This is a genomic window from Varibaculum sp. GTC20041, assembly GCF_055387755.1.
Genome location: NZ_AP041144.1, coordinates 692,710 through 711,896, shown reverse-complemented (window position 1 = coordinate 711,896; position 19,187 = coordinate 692,710). Strand labels below are relative to the sequence as shown.

Here is a 19,187-nt window from a genome sequence, read left to right as displayed (position 1 = left end):
CGCCAGTTTATTCAGCGCAGTCAAGGCAAACCGGTTGGCCGTCAACTGCCCCCGCCAGGCGGGAACGGTGCTGAACTAGGAAGCATACCGAGCAGGTAAACTCGTCATCTTGCGCCGGAATTACCTGCACAGAGAGTTCTTCGCCAGATAGATCAGCGCCAGGCAGCTCAAAATCTTCTGCAGCAGCGTTTTCATCCTCATCGACTTCAGAGGAACCGCTGGCCTCCGCGCGGCGAGCCTTCAGTTCTTCTAAGGAGTCCTGCTCGACTTCCTCTTCATTTTTACGGGGGGCGTCATAATCTGTTGCCACGGTTCGTCCCTTCTAAAGATGGTGCTTAGGTCTACAGTTAAGTAAACAATAGACGCGGGGATATTAACACTTCAAGCCCTAAAATGCTAGATACGACAGACACACCGCGCCGAATAGGCAAAAAAAGCCCCTGAACGTGGCAATCTCGAAGCAAGGGAACGGAGGAATATGAAAGACCTAGAGCTGTTGGGATTGCACCCAGATGGTAATCAGCTGATTCTCAACGATGAGGAAGGCACCCGCTACGCCTTGGCCATCACTCAAGAGCTTCGCGACACGCTGCGCCCGGAGCGTCCCAACTTGGAGGCGGTGCCCCAAAGCCCGAAGAAAACAGTTCCTCCGCGTAAAATCCAATCCCTGATTCGCGCCGGCAGTACCGCTAACGAGATCGCAGACAAGTTTGAGCTTCCCCTGGCGAAAGTACAACGTTACGCTACCCCGATTTTGGCCGAGCGTCGCCACATTGCGAATCAGGCGCAATCTTGTAAGATAGGAGGGGAATCAGATTCTCCGCGGTTAGGGGAGCTAGTCGTAGATCGTCTCGCAGCGCGCGGGGTGGCGGCAGCTTCGCTGCGTTGGGATGCGGTTCGCGGCGGAAAAGGTCCTTGGGAAATCATTTTGACTTTTACCCAAGATGCCCGTGATTTGACTGCCCGTTGGCATATGGAGCCTGGTTCTTCCACAGTGAGCGCCCTTGACCAGGAAGCAACCTGGTTAACCGAGGCTCCCCAACCGGCTTCAAAAGTATCGAGTTTTGAAGAGTTTTTCCCCGTAACTTCCCCGGAGGCTAATACCCCACAAAAACCGGATACCGGTACTGAGGCACTCTTAGAAGCACTGGCAGCCGCGCGCGGAAAACGTGATATTTCCCCGGATCTACAACTCCCCGAAGAAACCGAGCTAGAGGAGATTTCCGATTTAGAGGGCGAACCTGGTGATACTCAGGCCAGCACCTCGGCGGAGATAGTTTCCCTTTCCGGTAAGCGTCAGGGATCACCTACTGCGGAAGAAAACCCCGCTGTGTCCGCTTCCGCGCAGTCGCAAAGCGATTTCAGCCCCGTAGAAGACGAACAACTGAGGGAAAAATCAACGATCCCCCAGGCGGAGCCCGCCGCGCAACTTCCGCAAGAAAAACGCCCCTTAGATCAGGTGTGGGATAGTAGCGAACCTACTTTTGTAGGCAATCTTTCCGAAGCGGAGGCTCTTAACCTGGATTTAACCAGACGCGCCCCCGCAAGCTCGGCAAGGAACAAAGCTGGGGAGCCTTCTCGCCCCGCCCCTCCTCCCCCCAGCGCTGACCCCGGACAGGAAGCTCTCGTCCTGCCGGGAATGGAAAACGTTGAAGAAAACGATAAAACCATCCTGGCTTCCGGGGAAAAAACCCCAAAAACCAAAGGTAAACATCGACGTTCCCACCGTAAATCTATCCCCAGCTGGGACGATATTGTCTTTGGTACTAAGCCGCGGTAAGTACTCGAATACGTCCTACTAGGCTGCAAGTCTTACTGTTTAAACCAGAATTAGGGGGATTTCCATTTCCGCAGGGGTAAGCGAGCCATGGACTCCTACCATTTGCAAAACTCCCCGGCTATGAAAACGAGAATCTACAAACTGATAGTTTTCCTTCGCAAAAATGGTGAAGTCCCCGATACGATCCGGTTCGCTAATATCACCGTAAATCTGGCGGTAGTCAGCTATTATCTGACCGCGCCCGGCAAGTAGTTTTTGCCACTGTACCAGCACCAACGCATCAGGAGCCTTCCGGGTGCGATTACCGGCAGGGTCCTGACCTAGATATTTTTCTTTAAGGTGAACGTGGAGGGCGCGCGGCTCCCCGGAGATCGCCGCCACCTGGGAGGCTAGCTCTGACTCGGCTAAATCAACCGTGGAAGCGTCAGTAACATTAACCATGCCATGATCTGCGGTTATCGCCAACAGTACGTCAGGGGGTAACTGCGCGCGCAGTTCCGACAATGCCCGGTCAATTGCCTCCAATTCTTGTAACCAGCGGGGATGAGACCAGCCCAGATTATGCCCCCAATGATCAAGTTGTGACCAGTAAAGATATACATAATCCGCCCCCTGTTTAAAAGCTGTAGCAGCCTGGGCGCAACGCTCAGAAAGCTTCGCGGACACCTTTAAGTTCGCGTCGCGCAAAGTGATGTCACTAAGCTTAGAACCCACAAAGTCAGGCGGGACGAGCGCCAGGGACTCTAGACCGCTATTTCGGGCATAAGTAAAATGAGTCGGCTGGTCACACCACGATTGAGCCGGTCGCCCATAGCCTTCAAAAGTAATTAAGTTCAACACCCGCCTAGCAACTGGATCCCAACACTGATACCCGAGCATCCCGGTTTGAGCAGGTGAAAGCCCAGTATGTAGGCTGGTCAGAGCAGCCACCGTAGTAGACGGCACGCAGGTTCGCAGCGCTTGGCCGAGCGTGTCCGGTGTCTGCGTAAGATAGGGGCGCATAAAGGGTAAATGTCCGCGCCGCGACAAGAGTAGCTGCTGACCCATACCATCAATGGCGACTAGGCATAACCGGCGCCTATTTTCCCCAATTACTGGCCGCAGCACATCCGAAAAATCGGTTTCTTCCCGCCAGTTAAGCGCCCCGAACAGCGTGGGTAAAATATCCCATATCCGCATTCCAGTAGTGGTTTTCTCACGGTGACCCATACCTCTTATCTTCTCATATCCGCGAGCCGAATCTGACTAGTGCCTCGTTTTTTGCTTTGATATTAAGGTGAGCGAAAAGTCGAATGAACCCCGTCAGCCTGATCTGTTTTCTGCAGCCATGCCTGCAGCGGATGCCCTCGACCAACCAGACAATAAAGAAAAACCGGTAAGCTCGCCCACGAAAACTGTGACTGCCCGTCCGCAGCGGAAAAAAGCGGCGCCCTCCTCCCCGGATACTGTAGAGGAAAAGATTACTCATATTGACGTTTCCGAGGAGATGCGCACCTCCTTCTTGGAGTACGCCTATTCGGTGATTTATGCGCGCGCCCTGCCCGATGCCCGGGATGGTTTAAAGCCGGTGCAGCGGCGCATCGTCTATATGATGAGCGAAATGGGGCTGTGGCCTAATAAGGGGCATGTGAAAAGCTCGCGCGTAGTGGGCGAAGTTATGGGTAAGCTCCACCCTCACGGTGACAGCGCTATCTATGACGCGATTGTGCGCCTAGCACAAGACTTTAACCTGCGGATGCCGCTGGTAGATGGGCATGGAAACTTCGGTTCACTAGATGACGGTCCGGCGGCGGCGCGCTATACGGAAGTGCGTATGGCTCCGACCGCCCAAGATATGGTGTCCAATCTCGATGAGGACGTCGTCGATTTTGTACCCAACTACGATAACCAGTTCCTGCAGCCAGCAGTATTGCCCGCTGCATTCCCGAATCTATTGGTTAATGGGGCTAACGGGATTGCCGTGGGGATGGCCACCTATATCGCCCCCCACAACCTGGGGGAAACCGTTGCCGGCGCGATTCATCTGCTAGAGAACCCGCAGGCTACCACCGAAGATTTAATGCGTTTTATTCCCGGCCCCGATCTGCCGGGCGGGGGCATTATTGTGGGGCTGGATGGCATTCGCCAAGCCTATGAGACCGGAAGGGGCATTTTCCGTACTCGCGCCAAGACCTCGATTGAGCGGGTTAGCGCCCGGAAGATGGGGATTGTGGTCACCGAGCTGCCCTATATGGTCGGCCCGGAAAAAGTGATTGAAAAAATCAAGGATGGGGTGCAAAAAGGCCGGTTAAAGGGGATTTCCGCGGTTACTAACTTAACTGACCGCGAACATGATCTGCGCCTAGTTATCGAGGTGAAATCCGGGTTTAACCCGGAGGCAGTGCGCGCTTCCCTGTTCAAGCACACTCCCATGGAAGATTCTTTCGGGATTAACGCGGTGGCTCTGGTCGATGGCCAGCCCCGCACTCTGGGTCTAAAAGAAATGCTGCAGGTGTTCCTAGATCACCGCATGGAGATCGTGATGCGCCGCAGCCAGTATCGTCTGCGTAAACGGCAAGAACGGCTACATTTGGTACGTGGCTTGCTGATCGCAGTCCTCGATATCGATGATGTTATTCAGATTATTCGCGCCTCCGAGGACTCCGCCCAGGCAAAAACGCGATTAATGGAGGCTTTTGACTTAGATGAAGTGCAGGCCGAACACATCCTGTCCCTGCAACTACGCAGGTTAACAAAGTTTTCTCGTCTGGAATTAGAGGCAGAGCGTGACCGCTTAACCGCAGAAATTGCCGAATTGGAAGCCTTGATTGCTTCGCGGGAAAAACGCCAAGAACTGGTGGCCAGCGAGCTGCGGGAAGTAGCCCAAAAACGTTCTGATCCCCGGCGGACAGTGCTGCTGGAAGAAGAGGGCGCTGCCCAGTTAACTGCCGATCAAGACACCCCCTTGGAGATCCCAGATGAGCCGGCAACTGTAGTCTTAGGGGCAGGCGGCCTGGTGGCGCGCTTCCCCGGGCATGAAGCTTTATCTGCTGAGGCAGGGCGCGAACCTTGGGATACCATTATTTCCACTGCCCTTACCACCGCCCGCGGCCAGGTGGGTGCGGTTACTTCCCACGGCACTTTATATAAGCTAACTGCCTTGGAAGTGCCCGCTTTGGTACGGTCGGCAGCGGCGCCCTCCCTGCGCGGTACGCCTCCGATTTCACGGCTGCTGCCCCTAGAGGACGGCGAGGAAGTAGTGGGGCTGGTTCCTCTCGATGAGGACGGCCCTACCTGGTGGGCTGCCACTTCCAGTGGAGTGATTAAACGAATTCGTCCCCAGGTACTGGCTACTCAGGATTCTTATTCCATAATCACGCTGGACTCCGACGATCAGGTAGTGGCCGCGGGCAGTGGCAGCGATGACGGCGCCTTTGTGCTGATATCTTCGGCAGCGCAACTGCTGCGTACCCCCGCGGATAAAGTACGTCCCCAGGGACGCACTGGTCAAGGTATTTCCGGGATGAAACTTTCCGAGGGCGATCAAGTAGTTGCCGCCGCTTTAGTCAGCGCTGAGGCTCTAGAGTCTTCCCTGGTGGTAACAGTCGCGGGAATTGCTACTTCCGGGTCGGGAAGCGGACAAACAAGCGTCAAAGTCACCCCCTTGCTGCAGTACCCCCAAAAGGGACGCGCCGGGCAGGGCGTGCGCTGTCAACGTTTCCTAAAGGGTGAAAGCCACTTGGCATTAGCGGCGATTACTGCCACTCCCCCGCGCGCCCTCAGCAAAGATGGGTCCCCGCTGCCGCTGCCAGAAGTAACTGATAAGCGAGACGCTTCTGGTAGCGCCTTAAAACGCCAAATCTACTACCTGGGGTAGCGCTAAGGCGCTATTTTCAGCCACTTTGCGATCCTAAAAATAGCTAGCTAGTGGTTAAAGCTAGACACTATCCTTCGAGGCAGGAGTCTCGATCGCGTATTGGGTGGAAGTGCCGATAACTCTAAAGCCGGCCTCTAAAAACAGATGCCGAGTGGCGGGATCGGCGGTCTCCGGCAGTAGTGCCCCAACAGTAGCGAATCCTTGTTTTTTAAAGCCCGTCAGCACCGCCGCGATTAACGATTTTAGAATCGCTTCGTTTTCCCACCCCGGAAGGAGTCCTAATAAATCAATATAGCCTTGACGATTCCCTACTGCGGTCCAATCTTGCCGATAGATAGAGGACAGTACGAAGCCAGCAATCTCGGAGCGATCAGTGCTTTTATCTAGCGCCACGAAAGAGCAATTCGGGGTGAATGCTCCACGGCGGGTAGTCCAATCCTCTGAAGTGTATCCCGCCCCGGCTTTCCGCTTTTCCAAAATCCGGTTGACAGCTTGCCGCAACAGGTCATCGAGTTCTTTATCCCAGGTGACAATCTGGAACGGGTGAGCCAGGCTCGGTATTTCAATCGGCCCGGACAGATCCCGAGATACATCCACGAAGGAATCGGTTTGCGTATAACCGGCATCTACCAGTAAATGCGACAGTTCCGGGGCGATATCTTCCACATAAAAGAGGGCGCGTCCGGGACGGGAATGGTCTAGCAAGGCTCGTGCCTGATCTCGTTGCCAGGAAATGGAGGCGCGTCCAAGTCCTTGACCGCGGTAGCGCGGATCTACCCCGCCTTCGCAAACCACTTCGTTTAACAGCAGCCGGGGACGCACCTGCGCATAGGCAACCAGGTTATTTTCCGGATCGAAGGCACCGATAGTGCGCCAGCTGGATGGCGCCGCAAAAAAATCTTCTACTTCAGAAATTGCGGTTCGAAAGGGCGGATTGTCGAACTCTTCGATCCGGTGAATCAGACTTCCTACTTCTGCCACGTTATCGGGACCAAGTTTGCGCCAGGAAAAGTTTCCGCTGCCTGTCGGCAATGACCATGCGGGTATTTCCATTACAGCTCCACCGTATAGATCATGCGGGCTCCAGCTAACTGAAAATCACAAGCGGTACACACCTGGGACAGATCACCAAGTTTCGGATAGTTATCCTCGGCAAAGACTTGTTTATAACCCGAATCCGCGCAAGCTAAGAGCACTTGAGAAAGTACCTGTTTAAGTACCGCAAAATCGGCGCCGTGACTGTCGGCATTCCGGCGATCATCACCAAAAATGTCAACTGCTACTGCCGGAATTATTTGTTCGGATACTCCCTCAGATTCTAGGCAGCTGCTTTGGCAAAGATTGCGGTAAACCACCAGACAATAGGCCAGTACCCGCCCGGAACTCATTGAGATAGCCGCAAAAGAAAGATCGGGCGCCAGGTTCGCTACTACCCGCCCCCACCAGCGGGAAGCATCTCCTTTCGCGGCATAAAGCCGGGCAGAATTCGCTACATGTAGGGCTTTTACTTCTTCCCATTGATCAGGAGAAAGGCGACGGGCAGAAACTATCCGGACGTCCTTAACAGGGAACTTTACGGGCAGCTTAGTCAGGGTTGCAGGATCTAATTGGTGAGAAAACACTTTAATCGTACGCTGCGCCGAGAACCCGGCCGCAGCATAGAGCATCCGGCGGTCTCCGGCGCGTTCATCAACCACGTTACGGATTTGGGCGGGACGTTCATAGTCTTCGCCAAAGTATCCCAGCATCAATTCTCGAGCCCGCACATCTTGCCAGGCAAGTAAGGCTCTGCCGATTCCGCGTCCTCGCCAATGCTCGGCAGTGACCGCGAATAGGTCGGCGCGGGCATAGGTTTTTTCATCTGGCTGCAGGGTGACTGACCCGAAAGCAGCCAGGTTGCCGCGGGAATCTAATCCAATCAGACAGTCTTGCAGTTCCGGGTGACTTAGTGCCTTGGTTAGGCGGGTGATCTCGTCCTCGGAAGTAGGGCGCGCCGGATGGGAATGCTGTTCGGTTAAGTGAATCAGTTCCCGGATTCTCCAAGAGTCAGTTTCACGCGAGGGTCGCCAATATAGCCCCAGGTGCACCGGGGGTACCGGGGCGGCTGGCAGGCTCCCTAGCCTTTCGCGCAGAGTTGACATGTTTTTATCTTATCGGGGGTCCAGCGGCAAACCGAAACTGTTACGCATCAATCTGTTCTGCCGCTAGCTCATCGGCGCCGGCCACGATAAACTCTCGCCGCGGCGCCACCGTAGATCCCATGAGGAGTTCGAAAATATTCTCAGCTTGTTGCAGCGCGGCTTCATCGGCAAAAGTTATTTGGCGCAGCATCCGTTTACCACGCTGCATGGTAGTTTCCGCTAGCTGGGAAGCATCCATCTCGCCTAGGCCTTTATAGCGCTGGATGGGTTCTTTATATTTGCGTCCGCTCTTGGCGAGGGCGCGCAGGCGCTGATGCAGCTCGTCCTCGGAATAGGTATAGATAATTTCTTTCTTTTTCCGCCCTTGAGCTGGGATTTCGATCCGGTGCAAGGGAGGCACTGCCGCGTAGACCCGCCCGGCCGCGATTAGGGGGCGCATATAGCGGAAGAACAGGGTAAGCAGCAGAGTACGAATGTGAGCGCCATCCACATCAGCATCGGTCATCATAATGATTTTGCCGTACCTTGCCGAGTCCAAGTCGAAGCTGCGTCCCGAACCGGCCCCGATCACTTGAATAATCGCTGCACATTCGGCGTTAGACAGCATATCGGAGGTGGAGGCTTTTTGGGTGTTGAGGATTTTTCCGCGAATCGGCAGTAGCGCCTGGAAATCCGCGGAGCGTGCCTGTTTGGCGGTACCTAGCGCCGAGTCGCCCTCCACGATAAATAGTTCGCAGTCCTCAACTTTATTGGAACGGCAATCCGCGAGTTTGGCCGGCAGCGAGGAGGTTTCCAGAGCATTTTTACGCCGGGAAATCTCTTTTTGATGCCGCGCGCTCACCCGCGCCCGCATCTCCCCCACTACCTTTTCCATCAGGGCAAACACTTGCTGTTTATCATCGCGCTTAGAGGAAGAAAACTTCTTTTCCAGCCACTGGGTGACTGCACTGGAGACCGCCTGGCGCACTTGGGGAGTACCTAATACTTCTTTGGTTTGCCCCTCGAACTGGGGTTCGGGCAGCCGCACGGTGACCACCGCGGTCAGCCCCGCCATCACGTCCTCTTTCTCAATTCGGATCTTGGCTTCTTTTTGGGTGAGTTTTAGGCGTTTCGATTTCTTATTTTTATCGATCTGGCTGCGCAGGACGCGCACCAGCGCGTTTTCGAATCCCATAATGTGGGTGCCGCCCATGGGGGTGGCCACAATGTTCACGAAGGAGCGCTCCACGGTGTCGTAACCGTTACCCCAACGCAGCGCGATATCAATATCGCAGGTGCGTTCGACTTCGACCGGGCGTAGATGCCCAGTCGTCTGGTCTAACTGTTGCACAGTTTCGCTGTAGGTGCGCTGGTCGCGGATACACCAGGTATCTACGATTGCCTGGTCGGGGGCGAGGAAATCGACGAAGTCTTCGGTTCCGCCCTCGGCTTTGAAAGATTCTTCTAACGGCTCTTCCGGGCGTTCGTCGCGGCAAATAATAGTTAGTCCCGGCACGAGGAAAGCGGTTTGACGCGCGCGTTCTAACAGGTGTTCCCAAGAAAATCCGGTGGACGCGGTTTTGGGAAAAATCTGGAAATCTGCCCAAAAACGCACCCGGGTTCCGGTCTTTTTCTTGGGCGCTTTCCCTACTACTTTCAGTTTGGATTCTTTGGTAAAGGGTTTAAAGGGCGAGGTAGGGGTGCGGGATTTAGTGTCGTCAAACTCTCCGGGTTCCCCACGCAGGAAAGACATTTGATAGGTTTTCCCGCCTCGATCTACCTGCACATCTAGGCGGGCAGAAAGAGCGTTAACTACCGAGGCGCCTACCCCGTGCAAGCCGCCAGCGGCGCCATAAGAGCCGGTACCGAACTTTCCACCCGCGTGTAGCTTGGTGTATACAACCTCCACCCCGGATAGTCCCACCCCGGGGACTTCGTCGACGGGGATACCGCGGCCGTTGTCCGCTACTGAAACCGAATGGTCATCGCCGATCGTGACCTCGATCTGGTCACAGTAGCCTTCGAGGGCTTCATCGACTGAGTTGTCGATAATTTCCCACAGGCAATGCATCAGCCCGCGATGATCGGTGGATCCGATATACATTCCAGGACGCTTGCGAACTGCGTCCAGTCCTTCTAGTACCGACAGGTGCCGGGCGGTGTAATCCGATTTCGTCTTAGTAGCCACCCCCCTAGTTTACGGGGTGCCACTTTTTAGGTGGCGAGCGGCTTTCCGAGGGCGAGTGATTGTGAGGGACTCCCCGCAGAGCTGCCAGGGAATAATCTAAGATTTTAGAGTTGCGATTTTAGCTCCGGCTAAATACCACGCATTTTTCTTTCTTCGTTCCATTGGCAAATCCGCACCCTAGCGGGCGCGAGAAAGTGAAGTCAGAGGCGCGTTTTCGGCCTCCTCTAAATGCAGCTGCGAAGTGTTATCCACGATTTCGGCACCACTAGCGCGCAAAGCCGGCACTAGAGCATGGGCGTGATGGGCGCAGAAAAACAGATTGCCGGCCTCCAGGCGGGCAAGAACCCACGCCTGCGCTCCGCAGGTATCGCAACGGTCAGTCGCGTCAAAAACATAGGTTTGCTCACTCATGTCTTCATTGTCTACTGCCCACTTAAGGAAGTCACGCCCACCGCGCTTCCTTTCGCGTCTGGCAAAACTAAACCACCGTCCTTGCATTTAGCAAGGACGGTGGAAAGTTCAAAGTGTGGCGGCGCCCCTAATCCAGGTAGTCGCGGAGCACCTGGCTACGGGAGGGGTGACGCAACTTCGACATAGTTTTGGATTCAATCTGGCGGATACGTTCACGAGTCACCCCATAAACTTTGCCGATCTCATCTAAGGTTTTCGCCTGGCCATCGCCGAGACCGAAACGCATCGACACTACCCCGGCTTCGCGCTCAGAAAGCGTGTCGAGGACGCGGCGCAACTGTTCTTGCAACAGGGTGAAGCTGACCGCATCGGCAGGTACTACTGCCTCCGAGTCTTCAATCAGATCCCCGAATTCACTATCGCCGTCCTCACCCAGAGGAGTATGCAATGAAATCGGTTCTCGACCATACTTTTGGACTTCCACCACTTTTTCAGGCGTCATGTCCAGCTCTTTAGCGAGTTCTTCGGGAGTAGGTTCGCGCCCGAGATCCTGCAGCATCTGCCGCTGTACCCGCGCCAGCTTGTTGATTACCTCTACCATGTGGACGGGAATCCGGATAGTGCGTGCCTGATCGGCCATGGCGCGGGTAATCGCCTGACGAATCCACCAGGTGGCGTAGGTAGAGAACTTATAACCCTTGGTGTAATCGAACTTTTCAACTGCCCGAATCAGCCCCAGGTTGCCTTCCTGGATCAGATCCAAGAACAACATTCCCCGGCCGGTATAGCGTTTCGCCAGCGACACCACTAGCCGCAAGTTGGCTTCTAACAGGTGATTCTTGGCATGTTGACCGTCAATAGCCAAAGAGTGCAAGTCTCGGCGCATCTTAGAAGTCAGATTTTCCGATTCAGTTTCTAACTGATGCTGGGCATACAGACCCGCCTCAATCCGTCGCGCCAAGTCCACCTCTTCGGCAGCGTTTAGCAGCGCTACCTTACCGATCTGTTTTAGATAGTCCTTAACTGGATCTGCAGTCGCACCCGCAACCGTGACTCGTTGCGCCGGTTCATCAGTTTCATCAGAATCAGAAACGGTGAAGGAATTGCCTTTCTTTTGCCCCTTGGCATTCGCTTTTGCCTGGGCAATTGCTTTATTTAAACCTTCGATGGCGTTGGCCGGAGCATCCTCCTCTTCGTCCTCGTCATCGTCCTCTTCGGGTTCGCGATCCTCACCGTGTTTTTCGTCATCTTCATCGTCTTCGTCGCCGTCATCAAGATCCGATTCGAGGTCGATTTCTTCTTCATCGTTTAAATCTTCGTCACCCGGCTCGACCGCGTCTTCGTCAACTTCGTCGACTTCGGCGGGATTCTCTAGCAGCTCTTGCTCTTCTTCTAGCGTTTCGACTTCAGCTTTTTTACCGCGCGTAGTGGTTTTCTTCGGAGTGGTCTTCTTTTCCGCGCTGGTTTTGCTGGCCGCCGCGCTTTTCTTCGGAGCGGTCTTCTTGGCCGCGCTGGTTTTACTGGCCGCAGTGCTTTTCTTAGCGGTATTTTTCTTAGCCGCGGTCTTCTTAGCTGCCGTGGTCTTCTTGGCTGCAGCTGCCTGTTTAGTAGTACTGGTTTTGCTGGCGGCAGTAGTTTTCTTAGTAGTTTTCTTCGCGGCACTAGCTTTACTGCCCGCGGTCTTTTTGGTGGCAGTCTTTGCCGCAGCCGTCTTTTTAGCCGCGGTCGCTTTACTGGCGCTACTAGTCTTAGTGGTAGCCGCTTTCTTAGGGGCAGCAGTCTTGCTGGCAGCATCCTTCTTCGCCGCCGCGCTAGTTTTGCTGGTGGTAGTCTTCTTAGCCGGCCCCTTGGAGGAAGCAGTCTTTTTTGCCGCTGCCGTCTTCTTGGCTCCGCTAGCCTTACTGGTACCCGCTTTCTTAGTGGCAGTAGTCTTACTCGCTACCGCACCCTTCTTCGCGGTAGCAGTTTTTTTGGCAGCGCTTTTAGCGGTCTTCTTAGCAGCAGATTTCCCGGCGGTAGTAGCCTTGGTAGTAGCTTTCGAGGGAGTTTTCGCGCTAGATTCAGATTGAGCAGGTTGAGGAGTCACAGCGACCTTTCCTGATTTCTAAACGATTTCATAGAGAATGCTCAATAATTATAATTCAATACCACACTTTCTAGCACAAATCTAGAGGATTTTTCGCGGCTAGAGGAGAACTAATAAGGAAAGAGAGTAACCAGCGATGCCCAGCGCCCCAGAGTTTTCCACTCAAATTGATGAACTATGGGTTAATACCCAAATTGTGTGTATTTTTCGGGCGTGTCGGGTTGGTTTAGTGTCCTGCCCAGCCTTTGCGGATGTGTAGGGATCCGTCTTGGTAGGCCGGGTTGTAGTCGATGGCGGTGTCGTATTCGGGCGGGGCGGGCGGGTTTGGCTGTGTTTGGGACAGTTTTTCTTGGTCTAGGTGTTTGTGCTGGGTGGTGAGATATTTTACGGGGTCGGTGGGGTCTATAGATTTTTGGTTGATTAGCCATTGGATGGCTTTTTTCATGTGGGGCTCGGATAGACCGCGGTGGGTGTTGAGTAGGCGGCGGATGGGGGCGTTGATGCCTCCTTCTAGCTGGTTGGTAGTGCGGTGTATGTTGTTGTTAGCGAATTCGGGCTCTAGATAGGTAAATAGGTTCTCGGATCTAGAAAGTCTTTCTAAGCGTTTGTAGCCTCTCCTTAAGCGTTCGTGTGTCCACCACCAGTGGGTTTTACCGTTGGGGTTGGTGCTGTAGGTTTTCTCGTTGATGAACTCTTGGTAGAGCTGGTGCCACTGGTGTAGCAATCTAATCCAGTTAGCGGCTTCTTGAGGGGTATTGATGGTTAATAACTGGTTGGTAAGAGCTAGGAGTGCCTTTCCAGCGGCAGTTTTTGGTCTACGGGTCAAGTCGGTGATGGTATTGGTTTTAACATGGAAAAGGCAACGTTGCACGCGGGTTTTAGGCCAAGTGTTTCGCAGAGCTTTTCTAATGCCTGCCCCGCCATCAGTTACCACTACTTGTGGTGGTGGCAGTCTGTTCATTAATGCTTGGTAGGCGGGCGCGTTTTCTCTTTGGCACCACTGCCAGTCAATGATTCGTTTGCCGTTAGTAGCGGTGATAAGACACCAGTTATAGGGAAGGTAGATACCGTCAAGAAGGATCTGGTCATATATCTCGCCGGTAACTTGTGGCTTAGGTACTCTAACCTTCCAACACCAAGCGGTTTTAGTAGCAAAAGAGGTTTTAGCTATCCCGAGTTGCTTAATCGAATAGCCTTCTAGCAGCCATTTTATAAACAAGTCCGCTTGGGCTCTAGCACTAATATCAGGACGTGATTTAACTGTTGAGGCCCCGCAGGCCAGGCAACGCCAACGAGTCCTGCCAGCACTCGTGCGACCATTCTTGACAAGTTTTTCTCCGCATACACCACAAACCGGTCGATTACAAGCACTCTTCACACAATATGCTCTCAAAGCATATTCAAACCATCATAACCCCTGATCAAACCCCAAAAAACAACGAATTTATACACACAATTCAGGTATTAACCCTGAACTATTACCGCAGGCGTGGCAAGCCGGGGTATCCCGCTGGCAAGAGCTAACGGGAATAGCAGAGTTATTTGAAGTAGGTCTGGCAGCTCTTAAAGGTGGAAAACGTACCCGGGCGCGCCTGGCCTACACTGGCTGGAAAGCCATAACTGCCAGCAATGATACCCCGCCAAAACCCGTGCTCGACCTGGGGGTAGCCCTCGAAATCTACCAGGCTAGCGCCCTCGTCCATGACGACATTATTGACAATTCTCCCTTGCGTCGCGGTAAAGATGCAGCCCACATCAGTTTCGCGAAACAACATTCAGCGGAGCAACGCCGCGGCGACCATCAAGAATATGGGCGGTTAGCGGCAATCCTCTTGGGAGATCTGCTGCTCTCAGTGGCCGACCAGTGTGCTTTCGAGGTCGCTGCCACCTGCAAAGATCCGGACGCATTCTTCACTAATTGGACCGAAATGACCCGCGAGGTCTCCGCCGGACAGTATCTGGACTTGCGTCTCGAAACCGATGAGCTTGACCCCGCCCATGCGCGCGAACAGATTTTAACGGTTATTCGCCACAAGTCCGGACGCTACTCGGTGGCACACCCGCTCACGCTCGGAGCCCGCCTGGCCGGAGCTAGCCCCAAGCAGCTAAAAACCCTTTTCACAATCGGGGAATACTGGGGAATCGCTTTTCAACTTTGCGACGATGAACTCGGGGTTTTTGGCGATCCCAACCAAACCGGTAAACCTGCAGGTGGAGATCTAAACGAAGGAAAAAAGACCGTCCTGTGGTCCCTAGGGGAACAGCTCCTGGGCGAGGACGCGCGCGCGAACTTACATCAGGTTTTCGGTAACCGCGCCGCCACCGCAGAACAGATCTTGGCAGTAACTGACGCCCTCCATAGCCAAGGGGTCAGAGACCAGCACCGCCAGCTAATCACCGCATATGCCGCTAAAGGTGACGCCCTGGTAGCTAGAGGCGAGTTTGATAATGCGGGTCGCGAGGCGCTGCTGCGTTTAGGACGCTCCCTAGTGGAACGAGAATCCTAAAGCTGCGAACTTAAATCGCCTGCATAGCAGCTACCGAGTTCACTTTGCTATGGCTGCCGGCTCGCAATAGTTCAATAGGACGCTGCCCATCCAATAGGGGCTGGGCAGCCAGTACCCACTCGGTTGCCTCTTGAACAGTAAAACCGCCATCTAGCAAAGTGAGCATCGTCCCTGGTAGGCGTTCCACAAGAGTCCAGCCCTCGGGGGTCTCCAGAAGCGATTCCACTACTACCTGTAGTTTCCCCTGTTCATCCGGGAGGGCTAACAAACGGTGCTCATTTAGGAGCCGGTGCGCACGAGTAACTTTTACCCCCAGGCGTTCGGCGGCTTGCGCGAAACTAATCGTATCCATGCTCTTAGCCTATCTGAGGTTACAAGCCTGCTCCTATCCGCGCCGCTTACCGGTAAAAGCGTCGCTGCCCGCTAGGATTGCCTTATGAGAAACGATCCGGAAGCCAGCTCTCACGCTAGCGAGACCCCACAGGATTCGTCTATCTCGCGCGCAGAGGGCGAGACCACAAGCCAGATTCCGGAAATAGGCCACAGCGGCACAGACGAAGACCATATGTTAAAACGCCTGATCGATGGGCGCTATCGGATAGTGAAAATTATTGATACCGGCGGGATGGCTAGCGTTTACCGGGCTCACGATGAACGCTTAGGGCGAGATGTGGCGTTAAAAATAATGCACCCGCACTTGGCGAATACTGCCTCCCTGGTGGAACGGTTTGAAGCGGAAGCTAGGTCGGCGGCTCGCCTCATGCATCCGGCGATTGTGCAGATTTTTGATCAGGGAACTTGGCGGCGCCGCCCCTACCTGGTGATGGAGTTTATTAATGGCTCCAACTTACGTCAACTACTAACTAAAGAGGGCACCTTACCGCTAGGGCGCGCCCTAGAAATCACAGAACAAGTGCTACAGGCACTGCAAGCAGCCCACGAAATGCAGATTATTCATCGGGATATTAAACCGGAGAACATTCTGCTGACTCCTTCCGGTCAGGTAAAAGTGGCAGATTTTGGGCTCGCCCACGCGGTTAACCAAGCCACCGGCACCACTACCGGATCGGTGATGGGAACGGTCACCTACCTGGCGCCAGAACTTATCTCCGAAACTACTTCAGATGCCCGCTGCGATGTATATTCCGTGGGAATCATGACCTATGAACTGATTAGCGGACTGCCCCCCTTCCAAGGCGATACTGCGATTCGGACTGCCTGGCAACACGTGAGCGAGGACGTACCGCCGCTGTCAGCGACGGTAGCTTGGATTCCTAGCGAAGTTGATGATCTAATAGCGGCGCTGACCGCGCGCAACGCTAAGGATCGCCCTGTTGACGCGGGAGCTGCCCTGCAGCTGGTTAAAGCGGTTATAGATTGTCTTTGCCCCGAGCTGCGAGGGCGCCGCGCTGAGCGCCCCGCGAGTGCGACTTCAGAACAAGAAACTGAACGTACCCCGCTAAGCAAAGGGGGCACTGCCCGGCTACCGGTCTTGCCGGTGGCCTCTCCGCAACTTCCGGCGGCTCCGATTCGCCCTGCCCACCTAGACTCACCCGCAGATACTTCTTCCCCGCCGGCTCCCCCTGATCCGGAAGAATCGCTAACCGTGGTCGAAACCGCGCCAGCTCCCTCAACCCCTAAGGATCCTACTGGGCGGAGTAAGAAGAAACGTTGGATAGCGGCAGTTATCACCGGGGTTTTAGTGATCGCCGCGGCCTTAGCTGGCTGGTATTTCACTTTGGGACCGGGAGGGCGCGTAGCGGTGCCTAACGTGGCAGGCAAAACCGCGGTTCAAGCGCGGGAGGTGCTGGTAAAAGCCCAGTTTAAAGTGAACACCCAGCGGGAATATTCCGACACTGTCGCTGCCGGTAAGGCTACGCGCACCAACCCTAAGGCCGGCCAAAAAGCCAAGAAGAATTCGCAGGTAGACCTGTATATTTCTCGGGGTATTGAATATGTGAAGGTGCCGGATCTTGCGGGCAAGGAGGGTGAAAAAGCGGGGACACTCCTCAAAGAGGCAAAGCTAAAGATTGCCGAAAGTAGCGAGGAATATTCCGATGAAGTAGAGAAAGGAAAAATCATTGCTACCGCCCCGGAAGCAGGCACCAGCCTCCGCCACCATAGCGGGGTGAAGGTCATCGTTTCAAAAGGTAAAGAACCGATCACGCTACCGGATTTCGCGGGCAAGAGTGAAGAAGAAGTCGCGAAAACCTTAAGTGACCTCAAATTGAAGATGGATAAAACTACCGAGTTTTCGGATTCGGTTCCGCGCGGGCAAATCATCGGGCAAGAACCGGCAGCGGGAACTACTTTATACCATGGCGACCAGGTAAAAGTCCGGGTTTCCCAAGGGCCAGAAATGATTGAGGTTCCTAATGTGACTGCCCTGTCCATGGGACAAGCAAAAAAGAAATTAACCGATCTCGGGTTCCAGGTACAGGTGCAAAAACAGCTACTGGGGATTGCTCCCAACCGGGTTTATTCTCAATCCCCCGGTGGGGGCACCAAGCTAAAACGCGGTTCCACGGTCACTTTGAGCTACGTTTAAGCCAATTTTTCCCGAGGGCGACTTTGCTGCGCTGAAAGATCCTGGGGGCGGTCTGCGAGTGCGAAGCAGGCGGTCTTATACCGTGTATCCCCAGGGCTCTAGGGGCGCGCGCAGGGGATTCCCTAAAGTGTCGTGGCGTTTTTGTAGCATTTCTGCCACTTGGAATGCCAGTTCCAGCGATTGCTGGTGATTAAGCCGGGGGTCTACCAGGGTTTCGTAGCGATTCTTCAAAGAATCCTCGGTCAGGTGTTCGCTGCCTCCGATCACTTCGGTAACGTCATCTCCGGTCAGCTCCACGTGGATTCCGCCCGGGATCGTACCCGCTTCTTGATGTGCGGTAAAGAAATTAGCTACTTCTTGCAGAATCTGTTCAAAACTTCGAGTTTTATAGCCAGAAGAGGAGCTAATAGTGTTGCCATGCATGGGATCACACATCCAGGTAACCGGACGTCCGTCACGCATTTGTGCCTCTAAAAGTGCGGGTAATGCCGACTCTAATTCGTGCGAACCCATGCGAGAGATAAAGGAAAGGCGCCCTGGTTCACCGTTGGGATTGAGTTTATCTTGCAGACGCGCTAAATCATCTCCACTGACGTTGGGGCCGATTTTTACCCCGATCGGATTGGCGACTTGCGATAGTTGCTCCACATGAGCCCCATCTATCTGGCGGGTACGCTCTCCGATCCAAAGGAAATGCGCTGAAGTGTCATACAGTTCGCCAGTACGCGAATCTACCCGGGTCATCGCTTGTTCGTATTCTAAAAGCAAAGATTCGTGGGCACTATAAAAATCTACGGTACGCAGCTCATCGGCGTTGACACCTGCGGCATCCATAAAAGAAATTGCTCGGTCAATATCAGAGGCTAGCGCGTCAAAGCGTTTATAGGCTGGGTTAGAGATAAAACCCCGGTTCCATTCATGAACTCGATGCAGGTCGGCATAACCACCTTGGGTAAATGCCCTAATCAAGTTCAGAGTAGTTCCCGAACGTGTATAGGTATCTAGCAGGCGTGCCGGGTCTGGCGTGCGTGCCTCGGGGGTGAACTCAAAGGAGTTAACCGCATCCCCGCGGTAGGACGGCAGGGTTACTCCGTCGCGGGTTTCGGTATCGCTAGAGCGAGGTTTGGCGTATTGACCAGCCATTCTCCCCATTTTTACAATCGGCAAAGAGGCCCCATAGGTAAGCACAATCGCCATTTGCAAGATAGTTTGGATTTTGAGCCGTACCCGATTCGCGGTTGACTCGGCAAAAGTTTCCGCACAGTCCCCACCGGTGAGGACGAAGGCTTTGCCCTGGCTGGCTTGCCCTAACAGTTCTTTCAGGGCATCTACCTCGCCCGCAAACACCAAAGGAGGACGAGTACACAGGTCAGACAATTTTTCTTGCAGCTGTTCCTGGTCTGGGTAGTTGGGCTGTTGGTTTGCCGGGCAATCCCGCCATGAATTCAGAGCTCTAGTTATTTTCTCGTCCACGAAATCCACCCTAGTAAGTTTTAGATTTTAAGACGAATAAGTCCGTAAACCGAACTTATTCCCCCCAGGGAAGTGTCTTCCCTAGTTTTTGTTGTTTCCTGCCCGTTATGGCAGTCGGTGCTCAGTTAATAGTGGTTACCCGCCAGCTAGATCTGTCACCAAAAACTTCTTTGGCTCTCGCTGCTGGCCAGCAGCGAGAGCCAAAGAATTTAAAGCAC

General features: G+C 54.1%; 14 protein-coding genes. 4 read left to right on the top strand and 10 right to left on the bottom strand.

The annotated features are described in order from the left end of the window. Positions 1 to 7: 7 nt before the first annotated feature. Positions 8 to 310: a DUF4193 domain-containing protein gene (locus tag ACZ5BI_RS02965; RefSeq protein ID WP_024059129.1), complete on the bottom strand. Its 303-nt coding sequence runs from the start codon at positions 308 to 310 to the stop codon at positions 8 to 10. A gap of 168 nt (positions 311 to 478) precedes the next feature. Between ACZ5BI_RS02965 and sepH the strand changes: the two genes are divergently transcribed. Beyond that, complete coding sequence (gene sepH, locus ACZ5BI_RS02960; protein ID WP_464896613.1) at positions 479 to 1,780, top strand: septation protein SepH; 1,302 nt, start codon at positions 479 to 481, stop codon at positions 1,778 to 1,780. 39 nt (positions 1,781 to 1,819) lie between these two features. Here the strand turns inward: sepH and ACZ5BI_RS02955 are convergent, their stop codons facing one another. Next, positions 1,820 to 2,989, bottom strand: a complete 1,170-nt coding sequence (locus ACZ5BI_RS02955) for an alkaline phosphatase family protein (protein ID WP_464896612.1) — start codon at positions 2,987 to 2,989, stop codon at positions 1,820 to 1,822. 277 nt (positions 2,990 to 3,266) lie between these two features. Between ACZ5BI_RS02955 and ACZ5BI_RS02950 the strand changes: the two genes are divergently transcribed. Next, positions 3,267 to 5,636, top strand: coding sequence for a DNA gyrase/topoisomerase IV subunit A (locus tag ACZ5BI_RS02950; RefSeq protein WP_464896816.1), 2,370 nt, complete (start codon positions 3,267 to 3,269; stop codon positions 5,634 to 5,636). Positions 5,637 to 5,696: 60 nt separating this feature from the next. Here ACZ5BI_RS02950 and ACZ5BI_RS02945 read toward each other — a convergent pair whose 3' ends face one another. The 6 genes from ACZ5BI_RS02945 to ACZ5BI_RS02920 all read right to left on the bottom strand — a co-directional run bounded on the left by ACZ5BI_RS02945 (position 5,697) and on the right by ACZ5BI_RS02920 (position 13,819). Continuing rightward, positions 5,697 to 6,689 (bottom strand): hypothetical protein, encoded by a 993-nt coding sequence (locus tag ACZ5BI_RS02945; RefSeq protein WP_464896611.1) that lies wholly within the window; start codon positions 6,687 to 6,689, stop codon positions 5,697 to 5,699. Continuing rightward, positions 6,689 to 7,777 carry a GNAT family N-acetyltransferase gene (locus ACZ5BI_RS02940; RefSeq protein ID WP_464896610.1) on the bottom strand — a complete coding sequence of 363 codons (1,089 nt, stop codon included), beginning with the start codon at positions 7,775 to 7,777 and terminating at the stop codon, positions 6,689 to 6,691. The genes ACZ5BI_RS02945 and ACZ5BI_RS02940 overlap by 1 nt, the downstream gene beginning before the upstream one ends. 40 nt (positions 7,778 to 7,817) lie before the next feature. After that, complete coding sequence (locus tag ACZ5BI_RS02935; RefSeq protein WP_415934282.1) at positions 7,818 to 9,944, bottom strand: DNA gyrase/topoisomerase IV subunit B; 2,127 nt, start codon at positions 9,942 to 9,944, stop codon at positions 7,818 to 7,820. 177 nt (positions 9,945 to 10,121) lie between these two features. Next, positions 10,122 to 10,355: a DUF7455 domain-containing protein gene (locus ACZ5BI_RS02930; protein ID WP_022864010.1), complete on the bottom strand. Its 234-nt coding sequence runs from the start codon at positions 10,353 to 10,355 to the stop codon at positions 10,122 to 10,124. A 127-nt stretch (positions 10,356 to 10,482) separates the two neighbouring features. Beyond that, positions 10,483 to 12,441, bottom strand: a complete 1,959-nt coding sequence (locus ACZ5BI_RS02925; RefSeq protein WP_464896609.1) for an RNA polymerase sigma factor — start codon at positions 12,439 to 12,441, stop codon at positions 10,483 to 10,485. A 226-nt stretch (positions 12,442 to 12,667) separates the two neighbouring features. Further along, complete coding sequence (locus ACZ5BI_RS02920) at positions 12,668 to 13,819, bottom strand: IS1249 family transposase (RefSeq protein WP_464895789.1); 1,152 nt, start codon at positions 13,817 to 13,819, stop codon at positions 12,668 to 12,670. A 64-nt stretch (positions 13,820 to 13,883) separates the two neighbouring features. Between ACZ5BI_RS02920 and ACZ5BI_RS02915 the strand changes: the two genes are divergently transcribed. Next, entirely contained in the window at positions 13,884 to 14,948 is a 1,065-nt protein-coding gene (locus ACZ5BI_RS02915; RefSeq protein WP_464896815.1) for a polyprenyl synthetase family protein, read from the top strand. Between the two features lie 10 nt (positions 14,949 to 14,958). On the opposite strand, the gene ACZ5BI_RS02910 is transcribed toward ACZ5BI_RS02915, so the two are convergent. After that, positions 14,959 to 15,300: an Rv2175c family DNA-binding protein gene (locus ACZ5BI_RS02910; protein ID WP_464896608.1), complete on the bottom strand. Its 342-nt coding sequence runs from the start codon at positions 15,298 to 15,300 to the stop codon at positions 14,959 to 14,961. 84 nt (positions 15,301 to 15,384) lie between these two features. Between ACZ5BI_RS02910 and pknB the strand changes: the two genes are divergently transcribed. Beyond that, entirely contained in the window at positions 15,385 to 17,496 is a 2,112-nt protein-coding gene (pknB, locus tag ACZ5BI_RS02905; protein WP_464896607.1) for a Stk1 family PASTA domain-containing Ser/Thr kinase, read from the top strand. A gap of 75 nt (positions 17,497 to 17,571) precedes the next feature. On the opposite strand, the gene ACZ5BI_RS02900 is transcribed toward pknB, so the two are convergent. Beyond that, positions 17,572 to 18,969: a class II 3-deoxy-7-phosphoheptulonate synthase gene (locus ACZ5BI_RS02900; RefSeq protein ID WP_464896606.1), complete on the bottom strand. Its 1,398-nt coding sequence runs from the start codon at positions 18,967 to 18,969 to the stop codon at positions 17,572 to 17,574. Positions 18,970 to 19,187 lie beyond the last annotated feature (218 nt).